Here is a 22,462-nt window from a genome sequence, read left to right on the forward strand (position 1 = left end):
TCCGATCAGGCAGGGCGGCGGTACTGGTAGATACCGACGTCGATTGCGCCCTCCGCAAAGCCAGCCTCGCAATATGAGAGGTAGTAAACCCATTTGCGCTTGAAGACCTCGTCATAGCCAAGCGGCGCAATCATGGGCCAGCGTTCAAGGAAGCGTTCGCGCCAAAGGCGCAGGGTGCGCGCATAGGACAGCCCGAAGGTTTCCACCTGTTCGAGAACCAAGCCATAGCGCTCGCCGAAATCCTTCATCACGGTCTTGGTCAGCAGCATCCCACCCGGGAATATGTAGCGCTGGATGAAATCGGGGCCGGCGCGATAATGGTCAAAATCCCGCTCCTGGATGGTGATGGCCTGAATGGCGGCGGTGCCTCCCGGCTTCAGGCGGTCATGCAGGGTCTGGAAATAGCTCGGCCAATTATCCTCGCCCACCGCCTCGATCATCTCGATGGAGCCGATGTGGTCAAACTGGCCCTCTGTATGGCGGTAGTCCTCGAAGACCAGCGTCGCATATTGATCCAACCCCTGGCGCGACAGGCGTTCCAGCCCGAACCTGAGTTGCTCGGCCGAAAGGGTGATGCCGCGCAGGTTTGCCTTGTAGTCACGGGCCACGGTCTCGGCAAAACCGCCCCAGCCACAGCCGATTTCCAGAACTGAGGCGCCCTCGGTGATGCCCGCCATATCGGCGACGCGCCGATATTTGGCCAGCTGGGCTTCCTCCAGACTCTGGTCCCCCGAGGTGAACACAGCCGAGGAATAGGTCATGGATGGGTCGAGCCACTGGCCGTAGAAATCGTTACCAAGGTCATAGTGCTCGGCAATGTTCTTCTTGGCGCCTTCGAGCGTGTTGCGGCGCGAGATATGGTAATGGAGATCGCCAGCGGCGCGGCGGAAAAACCCCTGCCCGGCGGCGTCGAACATATCGCGGTTTTGCAGGAAAAACCGAAACAGCGCCGTCAGGTCATCGGAATCGAAATCGCCATTCATATAGGCCGCGGCGAAGCCAACGGTCCCTCGCTGCATGGCCTCGGAGATGACCTTGAAATTGTTTAGTCGGAGCGTCGCATGCTCGCCGGCATTCCCCTGTCCGACCGTCCGCGTCCGTCCATTGGGAAAGACCACTGTCAGCGAACCGTGACGCGGCTTGCCAATCAGGGAAACCCCTATCCGCTCGACGAGCCAAGAGGTGAAATGCGTCCACGCCGAAGCGCCAGTCTGTGTCTGTTCGACGGCTGTTTTTGTCATTGTGCCGCTTGGTCCAACTATCGCAAGAAACGGCGGTACGGCTTGAGCCTGCCGCCAAACACGGAGCGTCAGATAGGTCCTGCCGGCGAGGCGTCGCCTCCCACAGGACACCGCTGGATAGTTTAGCGCTCACAATTGGATATGCAAGCGGCCTCATCCCGCAACGGCCAACGCCAAGGTACTACGGATCAAGGCAAGAATTGGATCTCAGATTATTTCAGCGTGGCGGTCGAGCAATATCGATGAGGCGGAACTGGACCTGTTCCCGCCCCTGATAGTGATCAAGCGACAGGCCACCGGCGAAGTGCAGCGGCTGATCATTGTCGCGCATCAGCGTATCGCCCAGAGCCGTGCCGGCGGCACGGAAGGCGATGGCCTTGAGCTTGGCGCCATCGTCGGATGCCAAGGTAAAACTCACATGCCCGCCTTTGCCAACAATCTGCGGATATCGCGCGCGGTGCGCCGGAAATGCAAAGACCGGGGAGGGATTTCCGGCCCCATAGGGCCCTGCCTTTTCAAGATTGTGCAGCAAGTCAACGGTGGCGCCGCGCGCTGTCAGAGCCGCGTCCACCTTGAGAGCAGATGCTGCTCGGGCGGTCGTGACACTGGCGCTGAGCCTATCGACCAGGAAGGCCCGAAAAGGACCAAGGTCGCCTGACCGGAGTGTGACGCCCGCGGCCATCGCATGGCCGCCGCCCTTTGGCAGCAGCCCGGTCTCGACAGCCTCGATAACGGCTCTGCCCAGATCGACGCCCGGCATCGAGCGGCCAGAACCGGTCCCGGTGCCGTCGGGGTTGAGCGCAATGGCAAAGCTCGGGCGCTCGAAGCGCTCGCGCAACCGCGCCGCAACGAGACCCACAACGCCGGGGTGCCAGTTGGCCGAGGCCAGCACCAGCACTGGCGGACCTTCGCCGGAGCCGATTTCCGCCTCCGCAGTGGCCGTTGCCTCTTCGACGGCCTCCACCTCGATGCGCTGACGTTCACCATTGAGCTCGTCGAGCTGGGCGGCGATCACCATGGCCTGATGTTCATCATCGAGGGCCAGTAGCCGGGTGCCGAGCGCCGCGTCTCCGATGCGCCCGCCCGCATTGATGCGTGGCCCGATGAGAAAGCCCAAATGATAGGGATTGAGCGGGCCAGAGGCGCGCGCGGCCAATGCCAGAGCCGACAGACCCGGCTTTTCGCCGCGCCGCGCCACTTCAAGCCCGCGGACAACAAATGCCCGATTTAGGCCTGTGAGAGGCACCACGTCGCAAACCGTGGCCAGGGCGACAAGGTCGAGGAGCTTGAGCAAATCTGGCAGACCGGTATCGCCGCGGTTACGCAATGTACGGTTCACCGCGACCAGCACCATGAAGGTAACACCAGCCGCGCAGAGATAGCCGAGACCGGATATGTCGTCCGGGCGGTTGGGATTGACCAGCGCATTGGCCGGCGGCAGGTCATGGTCGGAAAGGTGGTGGTCGATGACCAGCACATCGGCACCTCGGCTGCGCGCATGACCGATGGGGCCATCGCTGGTTGTGCCGCAGTCGAGCGTGATGATCAAAGTGGCGCCAGCATCGATGAGCTTATCCATGGCCGCAATATTAGGGCCATAGCCTTCAAAAATGCGATCCGGGATATGCACTTGCGGCTCAATGCCGAAGTGCCTGAGGTAGCGCGTCATCAGGGCACAGGAGCAGGCGCCATCGACGTCATAATCGCCAAACAGGGCGATGGATTCGTTGTCAGCGATGGCTTTGGCCAGTCGCTCGGCCAGTTCGTCCATAGCCGTCAGCGTTGATGGGTCCGGCATGAGGTTGCGAATACTGGGCTCAAGATAGCCTTCCGCGTCCTCAAGCCCCACGCCGCGCGCCGCCATGATGCGCGCCAGAATGTCCGAAATACCCGTCCGCTGGCCGATGGCCGTGGCATTGCGGGCCGCAACCACGTCCAGCCGATCTACCCAGCCTCGACCGGTGACCGAGTTGCTGATGTCGAGAAAGGCGCGCGGGGTTTCGGGCATGAGTGAGGGTTAGGGGATTTTGCGCGGGGTGGGAAGGGGCACCGAGAGTCCACGCCCTTCTTCGACACCTGCTGCACGGCATGGGATGCGCGCGTGGCGCTCACGAGCACTGGTTTTCTGCTGAACGCCGAAATCTAACCCAAAAAGGGGAAAGGAACTTGGCCGCTACCGTGCGTGCCGGGCCCTGATCCAGCGGGTGGTCTGGCTCCAGCTGCGCATCACGACAGTGGAGGTTTCAACCGTGCCCCGGCGCAATTTCACACCCTCGACCAGAGAACCATCGGTAACGCCGGTGGCGGAAAAAAGGACATCGCCGGCAGCCAGTTCGGTGACGTCATAGATGCGGTTGGCATCGGTAATGCCCATTTCCTTGGCGCGAAGGCGTTTGTCGGGGGTATCGAGGATAAGTTTGCCCTGCATGTGGCCGCCAATGCAGCGCAGTGCAGCCGCCGCCAGCACGCCTTCCGGGGCGCCGCCGGAGCCCAGATAGATGTCCACGCCAGTGTCTGCTGTATTGACCGCATGGATGACGCCGGCAATGTCGCCGTCACTGAGCAGCTTAACCGACACGCCGGCCGTCCGCAGCTCTTCGAGCAGGCCCCCATGTCGCGGGCGATCCAGCACTATTGCGGTTATTTCCGAGATCGGGACGCCCTTGGCCTTGGCCAGTGCGGTCACATTTTCCGTGGCCGACCACTCGATATGGACCGTCTCGGGGGCATATTCAGAGCCGATGGCGATCTTGTGCATATAGACGTTGCGGGCAACGTTGAGCAGGCCACCGCGCTCGGCCATGGCCAGCACCACCAGAGAATCGGGCTGGTTCTTGGCCGCAAGGGTTACGCCCTCGAGCGGGTCGACGGCGATGTCGACCTCCGGCCCCTCCCCTTCGCCAACCGCCTGGCCGACATAGAGATCGTCGCACTCGAACTGCTCGCCCTCACCAATGACGATGCGGCCGGAAATGGACAGGTGATCCAGCTCGGCCTTCATGGCGGCGACCGCCGCTTCGTCGGCGGCTTTTTCATTGCCCTTGCCGCGCCATTCGGCGGCTGCAATGGCCGCCCGCTCGGTGACACGGACCATCTCCAGCGTCAGGGTACGATGCAGATTGGCCGGGTCCTTACCGATTTCGACTTTGCTGAGCTTCATGGTTCCCCCCGAAGCCCTGCAACGGTCAGAGCTTTTCTATGCGGATCAATTGTGGTTCGCCGACTATGAACCCATCTGCGGCGATCTGTGCAAGCGCTTCGCGCACCGATGATTCCAAAGTCTGTTGAGTAATCATCACCACCGTACGCGTGGGCGACCCGTCGGGCGCCACAGCTTTTGCACTCAGATCCGACCGCTGGATGACACTGTCGATAGAAATCGACTTTTCCCCCATGCGGGTGGCAATGGCAGCCAGGGCACCAGCCACATCCTTGGCGCTGAGGCGAATGTAGAAGCCGCCCTCATGGGGGCGGTGGGGCGCCTCACGATAGGGGAGCAGTTCATCGCTGGGCACGCCAAGCGGCGGCACGCGGGTTCCGCGGGCGATGTCCAGAATGTCTGACAGCACAGAGGACGCGGTGGGCGGGCCACCCGCGCCGGGACCAGCCAGCAGCAGTTCATGCACATGGTCGGTTTCGAGCGCTACCGCGTTCATCACCCCATCGACCCCGGCAATGGCGCTGCCCTTTGGTACGAAGGTGGGGTGGACGCGCTGTTCGATGCCATCGTCGGTGCGCTCGGCAATGCCGAGCAGCTTGATCTTGTATCCGAGATCGGCGGCGACCTGGATATCGTGCTGGGTGATGTTGGAAATGCCCTCGACACGCATCTTGTCGGGCGCAATCTCGTAGCCGAAGCAGAGCGTCGAGAGAATGGACAGCTTGTGGGCGGTATCAAAACCCTCCACGTCGAATGTGGGGTCGGCTTCGGCATATCCGAGCGCCTGCGCGTCCTTGAGGCAATCGGCAAAGGAAATTCCTTCATTGCCCATGCGCGTCAGGATGTAATTGCAGGTGCCGTTCATGATGCCAAAGACCTTGGCAATCCGGGCCGTGCCAAGACCTTCGCGAAGCGTTTTGATTACGGGAATTCCGCCCGCAACCGCCGCTTCAAACCCGAGCTGGGCGCCTGATTCTTCGGCCAGCCGCGCCAGGGTGACGCCGTGCTTGGCCAGCAGCGCCTTGTTGGCCGTAACCACCGGGCGACCGATTTCGAGGGCGGCCTTGACGGCGGCAAAGGCCGGGCCGTCTTCGCCGCCGATCAGTTCAACGAAAAGGTCGATGCCGTCCCACTTGGCCAGCGCCACCGGGTCGTCGAACCATTCAAGGCCCGAAATATCAATGCCACGGTCGCGGGAGCGGGAACGGGCGGCGACGGCCACCACTTCCAGCTGCCGCCCCAATTTTCGCGTCAGTTCGGCTCCATCCTTCTGCAGGATGCGCACCAGCGTGGCGCCAACATTGCCCAGTCCGGCTACCCCGACGCGCAGTGGCGCCTGCCGGTCGGCATCGCCGAATTCGGCCATGGCCTTCATGATGCGCGCGCGGGTCTCGCTCCGCGGCTCGCGGCCATCGCGCAGGTCGAACACGAACAGCGGATCGCCCGCAACGATGCGGCCAAAACGTGTTGGGGTCCAACCTCTTGCGGAGATGAAGGTTTCGACGGCTTGGCGGAAAGACTGGATATCGCTCATGGTGGCGACATGTGCATAGGAATTCGCCTAGCCGTCAATAGGAGTTTGCAAAGGAAAATGGGTCGACCCAAGGGCCGACCCATTTCAGGTCATTCTGCCTTGCCGGCTTTGACCGCATCGGCAATCAGCTTGATGTATTGGGGATAGCCCCATTTCAGCGACAGGGCGCTCGGTGGCGAGATCGAATTGATCAGCTCGGCGCCGACCACATGCGCCACTGCGCCCTCCTGCACCTGCGGATGAAGGGCAATGACCGGATTGCCGAAGAAGCTGGCGTCGGCGTCGGCGGTCTCGAAATAGGAGACAAGGACGTCGGCCGTCAGCTGCTCGAAGCTTTCGTAGCTGAGCGAGAAATAGAAGCTCTCGCCCTGCGCCAGTTCGGTGACTGCCGGAGACGACACCATGCCGGCATCGACCAGGAACTTCACGCGGCTGTCGAGATTGGCATAGACGGCGACCTCGCCATTGTATTCCGCCACGGTCGCGAAGCTGGCCCCGGCCAACTCGGGGTATTTGGCCGTTTCATCGGCAATGAACTGCTCAAGCTCGGCCACCAGCGCCTCGCCTTCGGCCTTTTTGCCCATGGCTTGGCCGGTGATGGTGATGGTCTGTTGCCAGGGCGTACTCCAGGCGGTCTCCGGGAATGCGACCACCGGCGCGATCCCGCTCAGAACGTCGTATTCCTCGGCAGTAAGGCCGGAATAGACAGCAATGATGAGGTCTGGCTCCAATGCGGCGATGGCTTCGACAGGCGCTTCAAATCCATCTGGCAATATGGTGGGGAAGTCAGCACCAAGTGCCGCCACGGCATCCTTGGTCCAGGTCAGAGCGCCGTTCTCGTCGCCACCATAGCTGAAATGGGGGATGCCGACCGGGACTTCGCCCAGCGCGATGACGGCGTCCTGCGCGGCCCAGCCCCAGGTAACGATACGTTGCGGCTTGGCAGGAATGGTCGTCTGGCCATAGGCATGCTCGATGGTGACGGGGAAGGATTGCGCCTGCGCGGCGACCACCATGGCGAGGCCAACGGCGGCGGAAAGTACGAGGGAGCGAATGGACATGTGTCACCCTTTGCTTGGAGATAGCTCTCCATACAAAAGGTGACTTGTAATGTCATGTAATATTTCGGCGGGCCGGATACTCATGCCCCGGGCGTAAAGCATCGGCATGGTCCCTCCGACATCAGCGGCGGGTCAGCAGCACCATCGTCTCGTAGTGGTCGGTTTGCGGAAACATGTCGAACAGGCGGATACGCTGCGGCGCATAGCCGGGCATGGCGGCAATATCCTGGGCGAGAGTGACGGCGTTACAGCTCGAATAAACTATTGTGGGAATGCCGGAGGCCTCCAGCGTTGCGCACAGTTTCTCGCCGAGGCCGCGGCGAGGCGGGTTCACGATGATCGCATCTGGTGTTTCAGCCGTGGACAATGCTGTCGCATCACCCACCGCAAAGGTGACATCCTTGAGCCCTGCCCCGGATGCGCTCAGCCGTGCAGATTCAACGGCCGGTGCGCTCACTTCCACGCCATGGACGCGGCGTCCGGGTGCGGCGACATACAGGGCGAACCCGCCCACGCCGCAATACAGGTCCCACACAAGTCGCGGCGCGACCTCGTCGATCCATTCCCTGGCCTGTGCATATAGACCCATGGCAATTTGTGTGTTGGTCTGGAAAAAGCTGCCGGGCCGCAGGTGCAGAAGCACGCCGTCGAGGGGCATGGTGAGGGTCTCACCGCTGGTGAGCGCAATTTCTTCGTCGCCCTCGAGCACCGCCTTGTGTTCGGGCAGCAAGTTGGCGGTGATGACTTTGAGCTGGGGCAGCTCGGCGAGCAAACTGGGCAAATGCTTGCGAATGCGGCCAAGAGCTTCGGTGGACCGCAGCACGAAACGCAGCATCAAGGCGCCGTCCGGGGATTCCGTCAGGAGGACGTGCTTTAGCTCTCCGCGGCGCGCGGGGACGTCGTAGGGGACAATCCGGGCCAGCGCGATGAAAGAGACGATGGGCGCCATGGCCGCACGCAGCCCGGCGGAAATGATGCCGCACAATGTCAGATCAACGCCGCGCTGTGACTGGTCGAGAATGCCCAGAGTGGGATTGTCGGCGGTCCCACCCACGACCATCTTGGCCCGGTTGCGAAAGCCCCTGTCGCTGCTCGCCATGGCCGGCAGCCAGCGTGCATCCGGCCACGCGGCGAGCAGTCCGCGAGCATGCTCCATCTTGGCCATGAGCTGCGTGTCGTATGGGGTGCCCATGAGGGTGCAGGAGCGGCAAACACCCCCATCGAAATAGTCGCACTGCATGGCGGTCGTCACACCTGCATCCCCCGGACTATCCCATAACTGAAGGAGGCGGAATCTCCGCCTCCTTCAAGCCGATCTACTTCGTCGCCGTGGAAAGCGGCACTACATTGCCCTGCCCTGGCTTGGAGCCGAGCAGCTTCTTGATATTGCGGGCCGCCTGACGAATGCGCTGTTCGTTCTCGACAAAGGCGAGGCGGATGTACTGGTCGCCATATTCGCCAAAGCCGACGCCCGGCGCGACGGCCACGCCGGTTTCCTGCACCAGCAGCTTGGCGAACTCGAGCGAGCCGAGATCAGCGAACTGGGGCGGAATGGGCGCCCAGGCGAACATGGTGGCTTTAGGCACAGGTATGTTCCAGCCCGAACGGCCGAAGCTTTCCACCATGACATCGCGACGGTGCTTGTAGACCTTGCGGACCTCGTCGATCACGTCATCAGAGCCATTGAGCGCCGCGGCGGCGGCGACCTGGATCGGCGTGAAGGCGCCGTAGTCGAGATAGGATTTGACGCGGGCGAGAGCCGCAATCAACCGCTCATTGCCCACCGCAAAGCCCACTCGCCAACCGGGCATGGAGTAGGTCTTGGACATGGAGGTGAACTCCACAGTGATGTCGATGGCGCCGGGCACCTGCAGAACCGATGGCGGCGGCTGGTCTTCATCGAAATAGATCTCGGAGTAGGCGAGATCCGAAAGGATGAAGATGTCATTGGCCTTACAGTACTTGACCACCTCGGTGTAAAAATCGAGGTCGGCCGTGTAGGCGGTCGGATTGGCCGGATAGTTCAGCACCAGCGCAATCGGCTTCGGGATCGAATGGCGCACGGCCCGATCCAGCGAGCGCATGAAGTCTTCATTGGGATCAGCCGGCATGGAGCGCACGACGCCGCCCGACATGATGAACCCAAAGGAATGGATCGGGTAGGTCGGGTTGGGCACCAGCACCACATCGCCTGGAGCTGTGATGGCCGAAGCCATATTGGCAAAGCCTTCCTTGGAGCCAAGGGTGGCGACAATCTGGGTGTCGGGGTTGAGCTTCACGCCGAAGCGGCGGCCATAATAGCTGGCCTGGGCCTTGCGCAATCCGGGGATACCGCGCGAGGTGGAGTAGCGGTGCGTGCGACCGTCCTTCACCGTTTCTTGCAGCTTGGCCACGATGTGCTCGGGGGTGGGCATGTCAGGATTGCCCATGCCCAGGTCGATGATATCCACGCCTTCGGCACGTGCCTTGGCCTTGATCGGATCGATATGGGCGAACACGTAAGGGGGCAGACGACGGATGCGATGGAAGACTTCGCTCATATGATCCTCGATTGGCCGTTTGGGCCTGTATCTGGCCGCGACGCGCCAAAGCGCCACGCCTCGATGTATGAGGCTGATTATCGCGGAATTATGGTTTTATACGGGTTAAGCGGCCGCACTAATGGGGCCGGTGACAGTATTTTTTCGGCTCTTCCCGGCCCGCTGCGGCCAAATGGGAAGAGCTATCGGGCGCTTGCCGCCGCTGCCAAACGGGCCGCCACGCGATTGCCGGCGAGCAGTGCTCCAAACCATGCAACAGTGAACGGGGACGCCATGTCTCTTGCCCTTGCGAATTGACTTCTGCTACCACACGCGAGCGTGGCCAAACCCCTAATATGTTTTCTGATCAAGCTTGTAAATGCCGCTGCGCCTTTACATGTAGTGGGTTCGCTGCCGCGGCAGTATCGCTTCCTCGGATAGGTGCATGAGCAAACGCGTCGCAATCGCCACAATCGGTACTGCGGGTGATGTCAGACCCTATCTGGCACTCGCCATCGCGCTCAAGAACCGTGGGCATGACGTTGTCCTGGGCACCAATTCCGACTTTGAAGATCTGGTCACCGCGCACGGAATCGAATTCCATACTCTGGGGACCAATATCCAGACCTGGCTGCAGGAATCGCGCTTCGATACCGCCATCAGCCAGATGAAAATTCACCACTTCCCGCAATTGCTGCGCCAGGGCCAGGCGCTGGTTGAGCGGGCGGCGCGCAATGCCTGGGTCATGTCGCAGGGCGCCGATGCGGTGGTGGTCAATATCAATACTAGTTTTGGCATCGATATCGCCGAAGCGCTGGACATTCCGGTCATCATGACCGCGATGCAGCCACTCAATCCCACGCGGGAATTCCCCATCTGCGCTTATGAGGTGCCCGATCTCGGGCCGACCTTCAACAAGCTCAGCTATATCGCAATGAACATCCAGCAGGGCTATTACGACCTGCCGCGCGACCGTGTGCGCAAGGAGCTCATGGGACTGGGGCCGCGCAAGCGCGGCGGCCTGTTCAAGGACAGCCACGGCAACAACCTGCCGACACTCTACAATTTCTCCTCGATTGTCTCGCCGCGACCGCGTGACTGGCCGCAGACGGCGGTGGTCACAGGGTTCTGGTTCCTCGATAACGATTCGGGCTGGGTTCCGCCTGACGACTTGCAGCGCTTCCTCGATGCCGGTCCTGCGCCGGTCTATATCGGCTTTGGCTCAATGCCTTTCGGGGCTGATCGCAACACCCAGATTCTCCGCGAAGCTCTGGAAATGTGGGGTGGCCGAGCCATTGTCTCGCGCGGTTGGGGCGGCATCAATGTCGACGAGCTGCCTGACACAGTCTTCGCCGTATCCGATACGCCGCATGACAAGCTCTTCCCGCTGTGCGCTGCGGTGATCCATCACGGCGGCGCCGGCACGACAGCGGCCGGTCTGAGGGCTGGCAAGCCGACATTCACCCTGCCCCAGGCCTATGACCAGCGCTATTGGGGCCGCCGTGTGCGCGCGCTTGGTTGCGGTCCTGCACCTGTGCGGCTTCGTGCCGTAACGCCGGAAATTCTGGCCCATGCCCTACATGAGCTTACGACCAATCCAGCCATGGCCGCCAATGCTGCCAGGATCGGCGAGGCTCTGACGGCCGAAGACGGGCTGACCACGGCAGTCAATTTCATCGAAACAACCATCGATGCGGCCAAGGCCGGGGCACGGCGCTATTCAGCAACGATCTGATGTCGCATCATCCAGATTGAACGTCGGTAGATTCACCCGGCACAAGACCGAGAAGGGGATAGCGCGGTGAATATCTGCCTGGTTGGAGCAGGAGGCGGCATCGGCCGCCAATTGCTGAAGACGTTCTCTGCCAACCACACAGTCAGCGCCGTCTACCGCAGCCTGCCGCCCCTTGCAGCGACCAACGTCCTGGCTTTCAGCGACGCAGAAGGCCTGGCGCGGGTCATTGGCCAGTCGGACGTGGTGGTTCACGCAGCGCTCAATACGAAGGTGGGTGGACAGGCCTTTATCGACGCGAACCGGTCCATGACGGAGACGCTGCTGGCGCTCATCCAGCCAGAGACATGCCGGCTCTTCGTCTATTTTAGCTCGCAGGTTGTCTATTCGGCGCTCGACCCAGTCGAACACCCGGTGCAGGCCGAAGACCTCCCCTTGTCGGAAAGCGGCCGGCTGGACGCCTATACGCGGCTGAAGCTGGCCGACGAGCAGAGGGTCAAGTCGGTTTGCCTAGACAAGGGCGTGGACTACCTCATCGTTCGCCCGACCGTCGTGATGGGGCCGCACATGCAATGGTCCAGCGGCATTGTCGATGCAATGCGCTGGGCGCCGGTTGGCCTCAAGGGCCGGACCTTCAATCTCGTCCATGTCGAAGATCTCAGCCGCCAATTACTGACGCTGATCGAAAGCGGCGTCGCCAATGAGGTGGTCAATCTGGGTGACCTCGACGTGTCCTCGGGCGACTATTTCCGTCACGCCGCTGGGCTTGCCAGACGCCCAATATTCCTCGTCCCGAACTGGCTGGCTGGCTTTGCCGGCAAGGCCATTCCATCGACGCTCTGGTTTCTGGCGCATGATGTGCGGGTCAATACGGAAAAGGTCCGCCGGCTTAGCGGCATCGCCCCAAATCGAGCTTTGGGTGAGTTTTTTGAAGCGCCGGCGCGCGCCGTGGCGGCCGACGATCTCACTGTCATTCGAGGCATCGCGAGCGCCGGACGCCCCTTCCACACCATCGGGCGAGGCTATTTCCTTTGGTTCAATGACCAACTGAGCACAGATCAGTTGGTGATGGAGCACTATGCCGGGGTGGTCGGACTTGAAGGGACAGAATTGAGTGTTCGCTCGGGCACGACCCTCCGCGCCATTCTCGATTATCTGCAGCCCAAGGGGCTTACCCTCGCGACCTTGCCCGAGTTCGTCGATATCTCGGCGGGGGCCTGCTTTTTCGCAGAGGTCCATGGCAGCAGCAGCGAATATATTTCGCTCTACGATTTGATCTCCGCAATCCGCTATGTCGACCGACATGGCGACGAGGTCTTCTCGCGGCGGGATGATGCAGCCTGGGACAGACTGCGGGCCGACAGTAGCATCGTGGTCACGGAAGTCACCTTTCGCTGCGTGCCGGACCAGCGGTTGGCCAATGTCATCGAATGGCACCCCGACAGCCACCTGCGTCCCTATATCGAGGGCGGCTATCGCGCCAATTTCAGCACTACGGTGCATTGGTATCCGCGCGGACGCGAGCTCATGGTCTACAACGTCAATCCGGTGGGTGAACATCACCCCAAGGATCGCGGACCATTTGCGCCGATGCGCGGTTCACCCGCCCCTATCCAGAAACTGCTGCTCAGCCTCAGACTACGTGGACGCCTTCGCATCGTAGGCACAACGGAGCAGGTTCTGGCACCGTGGAAGGGTGTTCCCGCCAAGCATCTGGTGGGCAATCTGTTCAGGAACGGCAAGCGGCGAATCCGCAATATGGAGCTTTGTTTGCCAGACACCCTGGCGCCGGAGTTTTTCGAGCGGCTACGCCGCGGCCTGCCCGACATGAACATTCATCCTGGCCAGGGGATCGGCGTGCGCTTCACCCGTGAACCGGAGACCAACCGGGGGTTCGTGTGGGTGGAGATGACCTCGCGCAACGCCGCGCAGATGCACGCCATGATCGAGATGGCCCATGACGTCTGCGGCGAGTCTTTCTGGCTGCATCGGGGCAAATATGTGCCGGCATGGGTTGGTGTTCAGCATCTGTTCATCGCGCGCGCCCAGGACCCACGACTGGCTCAGCCCTAAACAAAAATGGCGACCCGAAGGCCGCCATTTTAGTTCATTCGCCCGGCAATCAGTGCGTGACGCTAACGCCGGCATCGTCAGCAGGATCGACCTTGGCCGCCACCGCAGGCTCAGCGTCGAAGTTCCACTCGATGGCCTCGGGCTTACGCACCAGGGCGCGCTCGATCACCTGATCCATGCGGCTGACCGGCACGATTTCCATGCCCTGCTTGACGATATCCGGGATTTCCTGGAGATCGCGCACGTTCTCTTCCGGGATCAGCACCGTCTTGATGCCGCCACGCAGGGCCGCGAGGAGCTTTTCCTTGAGGCCGCCAATGGGCAGTACCCTGCCCCGCAGCGTGATTTCGCCAGTCATGGCAACATCATTGCGCACCGGGATACCGGTCATTACCGAGACGATGGCGGTCGCCAGGCCAATGCCCGCCGAGGGACCATCCTTGGGCGTAGCGCCTTCGGGCAGGTGAACGTGGATGTCGCGCGTGTCGAACATGGGCGGCTTGATGCCGAAGTCGATGCAACGGGACTTCACATAGGCCTGGGCGGCCGTCAGTGATTCCTTCATCACTTCCTTGATGTTGCCGGTGACCGACATACGGCCCTTGCCCGGCGTCATCACGCCTTCGATAGTCAGCATCTCGCCGCCAACCGACGTCCATGCCAGACCTGTGACCAGGCCAACCTGGGCCTCGGCTTCGATCTCACCATGCTTGAAGATCATCGGGCCGAGATATTCGGCGAGCTTTTCTTCAGTGATCTCAATCGACTTCGCCTTGGTGCGGACGAGTTCGGTAACCGCCTTGCGCATCAGTTTGGAGATTTCGCGCTTGAGGTTGCGGACGCCGGCCTCGCGGGTATAGCCGCGCACAACCTTCATCAGCATCTCATCGGACAGCACGAACTCGCCGTGCGCCAGGCCGTTTTCCTTGGCGGTCTCGGGCATCAGGTGCTGCTTGGCAATCGCGTGCTTCTCCTCCTCGGTGTAACCCGAAAGGCGAATGATCTCCATGCGGTCCATCAGCGGGCCGGGAATGTTGAGCGTGTTCGAGGTCGTGACGAACATCACATCCGAGAGGTCGAAGTCGACTTCCAGATAGTGATCGTTGAACGTGTTGTTCTGTTCCGGGTCGAGCACTTCGAGCAGCGCCGACGACGGATCGCCTCGGAAATCCTGGCCCATCTTGTCGATTTCGTCGAGCAGGAACAATGGGTTGTTCTTGCCCACCTTCTTGAGTGACTGGATGATCTTTCCAGGCATGGAGCCGATATAGGTGCGGCGATGGCCACGGATTTCGGCTTCGTCACGAACGCCGCCGAGCGCCATGCGCACGAACTCGCGTCCAGTCGCCTTGGCGATAGACTTGCCGAGCGAGGTCTTGCCGACGCCTGGAGGGCCAACGAGGCAGAGGATCGGGCCCTTGAGCGTGCCGGTCCGGGCCTGCACCGCCAGGTATTCGAGGATGCGTTCCTTGACCTTTTCGAGGCCGTAGTGGTCGGCATCGAGCACCTTTTCGGCCAGGGCCAAATCGCGCTTGACCTTGCTTTTCTTACCCCATGGCAGGCCGAGAAGCGTATCAAGATAGTTGCGCACGACCGTGGCTTCGGCCGACATTGGGCTCATGCCCTTGAGCTTCTTGATCTCGCCTTCGGCCTTAGTCTTGGCTTCCTTGGACAGCTTGGTCTTGGCGACGCGCTCTTCGAGTTCGGTGATCTCGTTGGCGCCGTCTTCGCCGTCGCCCAGCTCGCGCTGGATCGCCTTCATCTGCTCATTGAGATAATACTCGCGCTGCGTCTTTTCCATCTGACGCTTGACGCGGGAGCGGATGCGCTTTTCCACCTGCAACACGCCGATCTCACCTTCCATGAGACCGATGACCTTCTGCAACCGCTCGATGACCGAGACGGTGAGCAGGAGATCTTCCTTCTCGGGAATCTTGATAACGAGATGGCTGGCAATGGTGTCTGCTAGCTTGCTGGCATTGTCGATCTGACCGACGGCAGCAACTACCTCAGCCGAAATCTTCTTGTTGAGCTTGACGTAATTTTCGAACTCGGACTGAGCCGAGCGGGCAAGCGCCTCGGTTTCCGTGGCGTCTTCTTCAGGCTCGGGCAGGATCGAGGCTTCGGCCTCGAAATAGTCGTCAGTCTGAAGATACTGGTCGATGGTTGCGCGGTTAAGCCCTTCGACAAGCACTTTTACGGTGCCATCGGGAAGCTTCAGCAGTTGCAGAACGGTGGCAATGGTGCCCGTGGGATAGATCTGATCCGGCGCCGGATCATCATCCTGTGCGTTCTTCTGCGTCACGACGAGAATGTGCTTGTCGTCGCGCATGACCTCTTCCAGCGCCTTGACCGATTTCTCGCGGCCAACGAACAGCGGCACAATCATGCCGGGGAAGACGACGATGTCGCGCAGGGGGAGGACCGGGTAAACCCGATCCCGGCTTGTTTCGCCGGTGGAGGTAACTTCCGACATCACGTTTCCTTTCCGGGGCGCGCCGGAGGGAGGACTTGGTAGCGCGCCCGTATTGCGACTGCCCAATCCGAAAAGGCTGGGCGATTCAGGTTAATAAATAGGGTGGACCACCCGAGCCGCAAGTCAACCTTTGCGCTTTTGTGACTGATACGGTTACTTCGCACAGGAGATATGTGCCCAAGCCAGCAACACCAGTGTGCCTTGGCTTCACAATGAATACGTCCAGTGGGCCGTTCGCGCATGATCGCATATGCTCCGACTCGGACTTGACCTACAGGGAGCCTCGCATGACACCCCTTCCCCGCCCAAGGCGTATCGACATTCTGGGTATTGCGACGGCATCGGGCGCTTCCGTGCGCGGCTGCGGCATGGGACCTGAGGCGCTGCGGGTTGCCGGGCTTGTGGAGGCGTTGATTGAGCTTGATCATGCCATTGCAGACCATGGTGACCTCAGGCGGCAGCACCCGGAGATGTCCACTAATCCTGCCAGCACCCGCCTGCCAGAAGAGCGCAAGGCCGATGTGCTTGACCTAGCTGCGCGGGCCAGCGACGCGGGTCTGGACATCCTGTCAGAAGGCAACTTCCCTGTATTTCTGGGCGGTGACCATTCGATTGCCATAGGCACTGTATCAGCCGTGGCGCGGCACTGCGCGACGCAAAACACGCCTGTGCATGTGCTGTGGATCGATGCCCATGCCGACTACAACACCCCTGAAACCTCGCCGTCCGGCAATCTGCATGGCATGCCGCTGGCCCTGCTGTGCGGCGAACCGGAATTCGACGAGAGCTACAAGGGGCCATGGCTGGGCCGAATCGACCCGCGCAACGTGACGATCTTTGGCGCGCGATCAATTGATCGGGAGGAGCGCCGACTGGTGCAGGCGCGCGGCGTCGAGGTGATCGATATGCGCAAACTCGACCAGATGGGTGTGGTCGCGACAATGCAAAAGGTCATCGACAAGGCCAAGGCCGATGGCGCGCATCTGCATGTCAGTTTTGATGTCGACTCCATAGACCCCGCAATTGCCCCCGGGGGCGGAACACTGGTGCCGGGCGGCCTCACCTATCGGGAGGCGCATCTGGTGATGGAAATGCTTCACGATAGCGGCGTGGTGGGTTCGCTCGATGTGGTGGAACTGAATCCCTTCCTGGATCATGGCGGCAAGAGTGCCACTTTGATGGTCGACCTTGTCGCCAGTCTCTTTGGCCGGTCAATCATGGGGGAAGAGCCTGGGCCGATGGAGTTTGTTACGGACAGCGAACGCTGACCCTTTGAAGATTTAGAAGCAAATCCTCCTAATCGCTGCCCGCATCAGGCAGCCAGGGCGGAGCCGATGATGGCGCAGTCGCGACCGCTGGCTTTGGCTTGGTAAAGTGCGTTGTCGGCGCGCCGATAGACCGAGCGGATGCCGTCATCATCCGGAGCAGACTGGGCAACTCCGGCGCTGAAACGCACCGCGCTTCCATCAGGCAATTGCAGGCGATGCGCAAAGTCGTCACGCAATTGCTCCACAAAGTCATGTACGGTCCGCGCATCCGCGCCGGCATAGATGAGGCAGAACTCCTCTCCGCCCATGCGCGCAGCGATCTCGGGCGCTGGCAGGGACCGCATGATGGTGTCCCCGAATGCCGCCAACACGCGGTCGCCTTCTTCATGGCCCCAGCGGTCGTTGACCTTTTTGAAGAAGTCCAGATCCAGCGCCACCAGGGTAAAAACAGTGCCCTGCCACCTCGATTGGGACCACAGCTTTCGCCCCTGCTCATGGAGTGCACGCCGATTGGCCAAGCCGGTCAGTTCATCCCGGAACGCCAGGAGGGCCAATCGTGCCTCGGCGCGATCCTTTAGGGCTGCCAGCCAAGACAGGATAATCAGCGTCGTCCCGATATAGCTGGCGAAGAAGGGGAGCGTGTTGCTGGCGTCGCCTGATAGTGCGTAGAGGTCGACGCGGCCAGAGAACAGCACCTCGAGGGGCCTGGAAATGGCGCTGCAAAAAGAAAAGGCATAGCCGAGCGCCATAAGGACCGCCGTGCTCGGGCGCACCACCTGCCGGCCACAGACCATTACAAAGGCCGATGCAGCAGCCAGTTGCAGGCTGAGTACAATGCAACTCAGAATCGCCGCCTCAGGCGACGGCACCCTCAGCGCCATGATCACAACCGCCACGCCGACCGGCGGCACCACAAACCATGCGGAATGAACCTTGCGGCCAGTCATGATGACGATCGCCGCCCATTGCAGGGAGACCGTCGCGCTGATGCAGCCGGCATAGAGCGCGACAACATAGAGGTTCCGCGTGAAGACCGCCGCGATCACGGTAATCCAGCTCAGGATTGCCATAAGCAGAGACCAGCAAAAGACTGCCGTTTCCGGCCGATCCTTGCGTAGAGTCATGATGGGCACGCCAATGGCGAACACGACGATGCTGACGACTCGCGCCATCACGAGCGTCGGCATGTCCAGAACCAGTGCTGCGTCCACAGCGCCTCCTGACGGCCATCAAAAGCAACGGCCCCCGGGTTTTTAAACCGGAGGCCGTAAACGATTGGTTTGCCTGGCTTCGATCAGGCGGTCGCCGGAGTCTCGTCCTTCTTGCGCTCGGAGTAGATATAGAGCGGACGGACGTCCTTGCCCTTTACCACCTCTTCCGAGATCACCACTTCCTCGACGCCTTCGAGCGAGGGCAGGTCGAACATGGTGTCGAGCAGGATGGCTTCCATGATGGAGCGCAGACCGCGAGCGCCTGTCTTGCGCTCGATGGCCTTCTCGGCGATGGCCTTGAGGGCGTCCTCGTGGAAGGTCAGCTCGATATCTTCCATCTGGAAGAGGCGCTGGTACTGACGCACCAGAGCATTCTTGGGCGAGGTCAGAATTTCGATCAGCGCCGGAATGTCGAGATCCTCCAGCGTTGCCAAAACCGGCAGACGACCGATGAATTCCGGGATCAGGCCAAAACGGACCAAGTCTTCGGGCTCGACATCGGCCAGCACCTGACCGACGCGACGGTCGTTCGGGTCCTTGACGGTGGCCGAAAAGCCGATGCCCGAACCTTCACCGCGCGCGGCGATGATCTTTTCGAGCCCGGCAAAGGCGCCGCCGCAGATGAACAGAATGTTCGTCGTGTCGACCTGCAGGAATTCCTGCTGTGGATGCTTGCGGCCGCCCTGCGGGGGCACGGAGGCAACGGTGCCTTCCATGATCTTGAGGAGCGCCTGCTGCACGCCTTCGCCCGAAACGTCACGGGTTATCGAAGGATTGTCCGACTTGCGGGAAATCTTGTCGACCTCGTCGATATAGACGATGCCGCGCTGCGCCTTTTCGACATTGTAGTCGGCCGACTGCAGCAGCTTAAGGATGATATTTTCAACGTCCTCGCCGACATAGCCAGCTTCGGTGAGCGTGGTGGCATCGGCCATTGTGAAAGGCACATCGAGGATGCGCGCCAGCGTCTGGGCCAGCAGGGTCTTGCCGGTACCGGTCGGGCCGATGAGCAGAATGTTGGACTTGGAAAGTTCCACGTCCTGGTTCTTGGCTGCGTGGTGCAGGCGCTTGTAGTGGTTATGGACCGCAACCGCCAGGTTCCGCTTGGCGCGGTACTGACCGATGACGTAATCGTCCAGCACCTTGCAGATTTCTGCAGGGGTGGGCACGCCCTCGGAGGACTTGACCATGGAGGTCTTGTTCTCTTCGCGGATGATGTCCATGCACAGTTCGACGCATTCATCGCAGATGAACACGGTGGGACCGGCGATCAGCTTGCGTACTTCGTGCTGCGACTTGCCGCAGAACGAGCAGTAAAGCGTGTTCTTGGAGGTTTCGCCGTTCGTCGTCTCTTTGGACATCCAGTCACTCCCGGGAGCTGAGCGCCCCCAAAATCAGGCATTAGCAGATAGGCTAATGCCCAAGGCATAAAGAAAGTCTAAGCCGAAACGACCTTAAAGGCCGTTCCGGCTCCGTGCAATTGCGCCTGGATCACAGTCCACGGCGCATCAGCATTGTCCTTAACGCCCGCCAACTCAGGCGGAGGCCTCAGGGACAGCGCGTTTTTCCATGACCGTGTCGATCAACCCGAAGGCCTTGGCCTCCTCTGGCGAGAGGAAGCGATCACGCTCAAGTGCGTTCTCGATTTCCTCGTAAGTACGGCCGGTGTGCTTCTCATAAATCTGATTAAGGCGACGCTTTAAACCCTCGACTTCCTTGGCATGAATCAGGATGTCAGTGACCTGACCCTGGAAGCCGCCGGAAGGCTGATGGACCATGACGCGCGAGTTCGGAAGGCTGGTGCGCATGCCGGCTTCACCGGCTGCGAGCAGCAGCGACCCCATGGATGCAGCCTGGCCCATGACCATGGTTGCAACCGCCGGGCGAATGAACTGCATTGTGTCGTAGATCGAAAGACCAGCCGTCACCACGCCGCCGGGCGAGTTGATGTACATGGCGATTTCCTTCTTCGGGTTCTCTGATTCGAGAAACAGAAGCTGGGCCACGATGAGCGAGGCCATATTGTCCTCGACCACGCCGGTCACGAAAATGATGCGTTCGCGCAAAAGGCGCGAATAGATGTCGAAGGCGCGCTCGCCCCGTGTCGACTGCTCGACCACCATGGGTACGAGCGTGTTCATGTATAGATCGTGCGGATCCCGCATTTTTTGCCCCTTGGCCATGCCCCGGGTCGCGGACCGGGCGGCAGGCTTGGTTGGTTGGACATGCCCCTGCCCCGAACGCGCACTCAGAGAGGCAGGTCAGCATGCCGGAAATCGAATCAGCGCGACGGGCTGATTGCAATCGACACCGCCTTAACGGGCGGTAAAGGCACAGATAGGCGGCAATGAGGCGAGCTTCAATAGCATTAGCCCGATCATTTGGCCGAAGGGTGAACGGAGGCTGATGTTTGTCGCGCTCCCTCCGCAGACGGACAAAACCGGGTCACCGCCTCGATGCGTCTGCTCGATGTGCCAAGCTGCCCTACTGTGCCCAGTTTGCAGAGACAGAGCCGAACGCGTGGCGATCACCTTCAGTTGAAACTGACGGCGACGCCCTTCTTCTTGAAATAGGCCTGCATCAGTTTGCGGCCCTGACGATTGCCCTGGGCGAGCTTGGGAGTCTCGAAGGTCGCTTCCTTGACTCCTTCACGCGCCATGGCGCCCTTGAGGGCAGCGATATGCACGTCCAGGTCTTCGTTGTCATTGCGGATCGAGGCGTAGATGGCGTCGATGGCCTCGGAATAGGTGATGTCGCTCACGAATATGCTCCTCGAAACTGTTGGCACCTTCCCTAGCGATTTTTTCGCGCGGAGCAAGACGGCAGCCATAGGCAGAGCCGCCAAGTTTCCGTAGATTTGACCAATCGATCAAAAACCTTCCAACTCCAAGACCATGGCCGCCATCATTCAAGTCAAGCCGATCACCGGCTTCCCGCCCCACCTCAGCGCCTCGGCGCAGCCTCAGGACCCGGCATTCTATCAGAACCCCTACTCCTTTTATGCGCGCCAGCATGCGACGCATCCGGCCTTCTTCTGGGAGGAATATGGGCACTGGTGCTTTTCCGATTTCAAATCGGTCAGTGCGCTTTTGCGTGACAAGCGGTTCGGCCGGGACATTCTGCACGTCGCAAGCCGGGAGGAGATCGGCCTGCCCGCCCCAAAACCGCATGTGGCGGACTTCGACCTGACCGAGAAACACTCACTGCTGAACCTCGAACCACCCGCCCACACGCGGCTGCGTACGCTGGTCAACCGGGCCTTCGTGTCCCGGCAAGTTGAGCAATTGCGTCCGCGCATACGACAGCTCGCACACGACATGATCGACGGGTTCGAGGGTGAGGAGGCCGTCGACCTGATCAAGGCCTTTGCTGCGCCGATCCCTGCCATCGTGATTGCCGAGATGATCGGGCTACCGGCGGACATGGCCAAGCAACTGCTCAACTGGTCCAACCGCATGGTGACCATGTATATGTACAATGTCACCCGAGAAACCGAGCTCGACGCCAACCAGGCTGCCGCGGACTTCACGGCCTACTTGCGGGAGATCATTGCCGAGCGTCGCCGTGCACCGCGCGAGGACCTGCTGAGCCACATGCTCACCAACGCCCGCGATGGAGATGTGCTGGACGAGGATGAAGTCATTTCCACGGCAATCCTGCTGCTCAATGCCGGGCACGAGGCGACGGTTCACACCACCGGCAATGGGGTCAAATCGATCCTGGAGAGCGGGCTCGACCCGCAAAGCCTGTTTGCGACGCCGGAGCAGGCAGAAGCCACCGTGGAAGAATGTCTGCGCTTCGACGCACCGCTGCATCTGTTTACGCGCTATGCGTTGATGGACACGGAGGTTGAAGGCATCACGCTGCGCAAGGGCGATGTCATTGGGCTCATGCTGGGCGCGGCCAATCGCGATCCGGTGCGCTTTGCCGATGCAGGAACTTTCGACCCGTTCCGCACCGATGGCGGCAATGTCAGCTTTGGGGCGGGCATTCATTTCTGCATTGGGGCGCCGCTGGCGCGGATCGAGTTGCAGGAGGCCATGGGCGTGTTGTTCGAGCGGTTACCCAAGCTCCGCATCGCCGAGCCGCCACGCTATGGAAATGTCTATCACTTCCATGGGCTGGAAAAGCTGATGGTGAGCTGGAAATGACGAAGGGGAGGCCCAAGGCCTCCCCTTCCCGTTGTT

General features: G+C 60.9%; 16 protein-coding genes. 4 read left to right on the forward strand and 12 right to left on the reverse strand.

Annotated features, from left to right (window positions below; genetic code table 11):
• Positions 1-5 precede the first annotated feature (5 nt).
• The 7 genes from NIM87_RS03015 to NIM87_RS03045 all read right to left on the reverse strand — a co-directional run bounded on the left by NIM87_RS03015 (position 6) and on the right by NIM87_RS03045 (position 9,536).
• Positions 6-1,241, reverse strand: coding sequence for an SAM-dependent methyltransferase (locus tag NIM87_RS03015; protein ID WP_254673129.1), 1,236 nt, complete (start codon positions 1,239-1,241; stop codon positions 6-8).
• A gap of 217 nt (positions 1,242-1,458) precedes the next feature.
• Positions 1,459-3,249 (reverse strand): single-stranded-DNA-specific exonuclease RecJ, encoded by a 1,791-nt coding sequence (gene recJ, locus NIM87_RS03020; protein WP_254673130.1) that lies wholly within the window; start codon positions 3,247-3,249, stop codon positions 1,459-1,461.
• A 165-nt stretch (positions 3,250-3,414) separates the two neighbouring features.
• Positions 3,415-4,401 carry a class II fructose-bisphosphatase gene (glpX, locus tag NIM87_RS03025; protein WP_254673131.1) on the reverse strand — a complete coding sequence of 329 codons (987 nt, stop codon included), beginning with the start codon at positions 4,399-4,401 and terminating at the stop codon, positions 3,415-3,417.
• Positions 4,402-4,426: 25 nt separating this feature from the next.
• On the reverse strand, positions 4,427-5,767 hold the full coding sequence (locus tag NIM87_RS03030; protein WP_254673313.1) for a homoserine dehydrogenase: 1,341 nt from the start codon (positions 5,765-5,767) through the stop codon (positions 4,427-4,429).
• Between the two features lie 257 nt (positions 5,768-6,024).
• On the reverse strand, positions 6,025-6,996 hold the full coding sequence (locus tag NIM87_RS03035; RefSeq protein WP_254673132.1) for an ABC transporter substrate-binding protein: 972 nt from the start codon (positions 6,994-6,996) through the stop codon (positions 6,025-6,027).
• A gap of 121 nt (positions 6,997-7,117) precedes the next feature.
• Positions 7,118-8,248, reverse strand: a complete 1,131-nt coding sequence (gene rlmC / locus NIM87_RS03040) for a 23S rRNA (uracil(747)-C(5))-methyltransferase RlmC (protein ID WP_254673133.1) — start codon at positions 8,246-8,248, stop codon at positions 7,118-7,120.
• A 64-nt stretch (positions 8,249-8,312) separates the two neighbouring features.
• Entirely contained in the window at positions 8,313-9,536 is a 1,224-nt protein-coding gene (locus NIM87_RS03045; protein ID WP_254673134.1) for an LL-diaminopimelate aminotransferase, read from the reverse strand.
• A gap of 424 nt (positions 9,537-9,960) precedes the next feature.
• On the opposite strand from NIM87_RS03045, the gene NIM87_RS03050 reads away from it, so the two are divergent.
• Together NIM87_RS03050 and NIM87_RS03055 are read left to right on the forward strand one after the other, a co-directional pair.
• A complete protein-coding gene (locus tag NIM87_RS03050) occupies positions 9,961-11,250 on the forward strand; it encodes a glycosyltransferase (protein WP_254673135.1) in 1,290 nt (429 codons plus the stop codon).
• Between the two features lie 66 nt (positions 11,251-11,316).
• Complete coding sequence (locus NIM87_RS03055; RefSeq protein WP_254673136.1) at positions 11,317-13,320, forward strand: NAD-dependent epimerase/dehydratase family protein; 2,004 nt, start codon at positions 11,317-11,319, stop codon at positions 13,318-13,320.
• 49 nt (positions 13,321-13,369) lie between these two features.
• Here the strand turns inward: NIM87_RS03055 and lon are convergent, their stop codons facing one another.
• Positions 13,370-15,796, reverse strand: a complete 2,427-nt coding sequence (gene lon / locus NIM87_RS03060; RefSeq protein WP_254673137.1) for an endopeptidase La — start codon at positions 15,794-15,796, stop codon at positions 13,370-13,372.
• 287 nt (positions 15,797-16,083) lie between these two features.
• On the opposite strand from lon, the gene rocF reads away from it, so the two are divergent.
• The gene (rocF, locus tag NIM87_RS03065) at positions 16,084-17,064 is read left to right on the forward strand and encodes an arginase (RefSeq protein WP_254673138.1); all 981 of its coding nucleotides are present in this window, start codon (positions 16,084-16,086) and stop codon (positions 17,062-17,064) included.
• 44 nt (positions 17,065-17,108) lie between these two features.
• Here the strand turns inward: rocF and NIM87_RS18700 are convergent, their stop codons facing one another.
• The 4 genes from NIM87_RS18700 to NIM87_RS03085 form a co-directional block, all read right to left on the reverse strand.
• On the reverse strand, positions 17,109-18,275 hold the full coding sequence (locus NIM87_RS18700) for a GGDEF domain-containing protein (RefSeq protein WP_254673139.1): 1,167 nt from the start codon (positions 18,273-18,275) through the stop codon (positions 17,109-17,111).
• Positions 18,276-18,358: 83 nt separating this feature from the next.
• Positions 18,359-19,636: an ATP-dependent Clp protease ATP-binding subunit ClpX gene (gene clpX, locus NIM87_RS03075; protein WP_254673140.1), complete on the reverse strand. Its 1,278-nt coding sequence runs from the start codon at positions 19,634-19,636 to the stop codon at positions 18,359-18,361.
• A 174-nt stretch (positions 19,637-19,810) separates the two neighbouring features.
• Positions 19,811-20,440: an ATP-dependent Clp protease proteolytic subunit gene (locus NIM87_RS03080; protein ID WP_254673141.1), complete on the reverse strand. Its 630-nt coding sequence runs from the start codon at positions 20,438-20,440 to the stop codon at positions 19,811-19,813.
• Between the two features lie 368 nt (positions 20,441-20,808).
• Entirely contained in the window at positions 20,809-21,036 is a 228-nt protein-coding gene (locus NIM87_RS03085; protein WP_254673142.1) for a hypothetical protein, read from the reverse strand.
• A 133-nt stretch (positions 21,037-21,169) separates the two neighbouring features.
• Here NIM87_RS03085 and NIM87_RS03090 point away from each other — a divergent pair, with 133 nt between their 5' ends.
• Complete coding sequence (locus NIM87_RS03090) at positions 21,170-22,426, forward strand: cytochrome P450 (protein ID WP_254673143.1); 1,257 nt, start codon at positions 21,170-21,172, stop codon at positions 22,424-22,426.
• Positions 22,427-22,462 lie beyond the last annotated feature (36 nt).

Source organism: Devosia ureilytica (assembly GCF_024273195.1).
Taxonomy (GTDB): Bacteria; Pseudomonadota; Alphaproteobacteria; order Rhizobiales; family Devosiaceae; genus Devosia; species Devosia ureilytica.

Coding starts and splice junctions, on each gene's coding strand:
- NIM87_RS03015 (WP_254673129.1), bottom strand. CDS start 1,241: ATGACAAAAACAGCCGTCGAACAGACACAGACTGGCGCTTCGGCGTGG.
- recJ (WP_254673130.1), bottom strand. CDS start 3,249: ATGCCCGAAACCCCGCGCGCCTTTCTCGACATCAGCAACTCGGTCACC.
- glpX (WP_254673131.1), bottom strand. CDS start 4,401: ATGAAGCTCAGCAAAGTCGAAATCGGTAAGGACCCGGCCAATCTGCAT.
- NIM87_RS03030 (WP_254673313.1), bottom strand. CDS start 5,767: ATGGCCGAATTCGGCGATGCCGACCGGCAGGCGCCACTGCGCGTCGGG.
- NIM87_RS03035 (WP_254673132.1), bottom strand. CDS start 6,996: ATGTCCATTCGCTCCCTCGTACTTTCCGCCGCCGTTGGCCTCGCCATG.
- NIM87_RS03045 (WP_254673134.1), bottom strand. CDS start 9,536: ATGAGCGAAGTCTTCCATCGCATCCGTCGTCTGCCCCCTTACGTGTTC.
- NIM87_RS03050 (WP_254673135.1), top strand. CDS start 9,961: ATGAGCAAACGCGTCGCAATCGCCACAATCGGTACTGCGGGTGATGTC.
- lon (WP_254673137.1), bottom strand. CDS start 15,796: ATGTCGGAAGTTACCTCCACCGGCGAAACAAGCCGGGATCGGGTTTAC.
- rocF (WP_254673138.1), top strand. CDS start 16,084: ATGACACCCCTTCCCCGCCCAAGGCGTATCGACATTCTGGGTATTGCG.
- clpX (WP_254673140.1), bottom strand. CDS start 19,636: ATGTCCAAAGAGACGACGAACGGCGAAACCTCCAAGAACACGCTTTAC.
- NIM87_RS03080 (WP_254673141.1), bottom strand. CDS start 20,440: ATGCGGGATCCGCACGATCTATACATGAACACGCTCGTACCCATGGTG.
- NIM87_RS03090 (WP_254673143.1), top strand. CDS start 21,170: ATGGCCGCCATCATTCAAGTCAAGCCGATCACCGGCTTCCCGCCCCAC.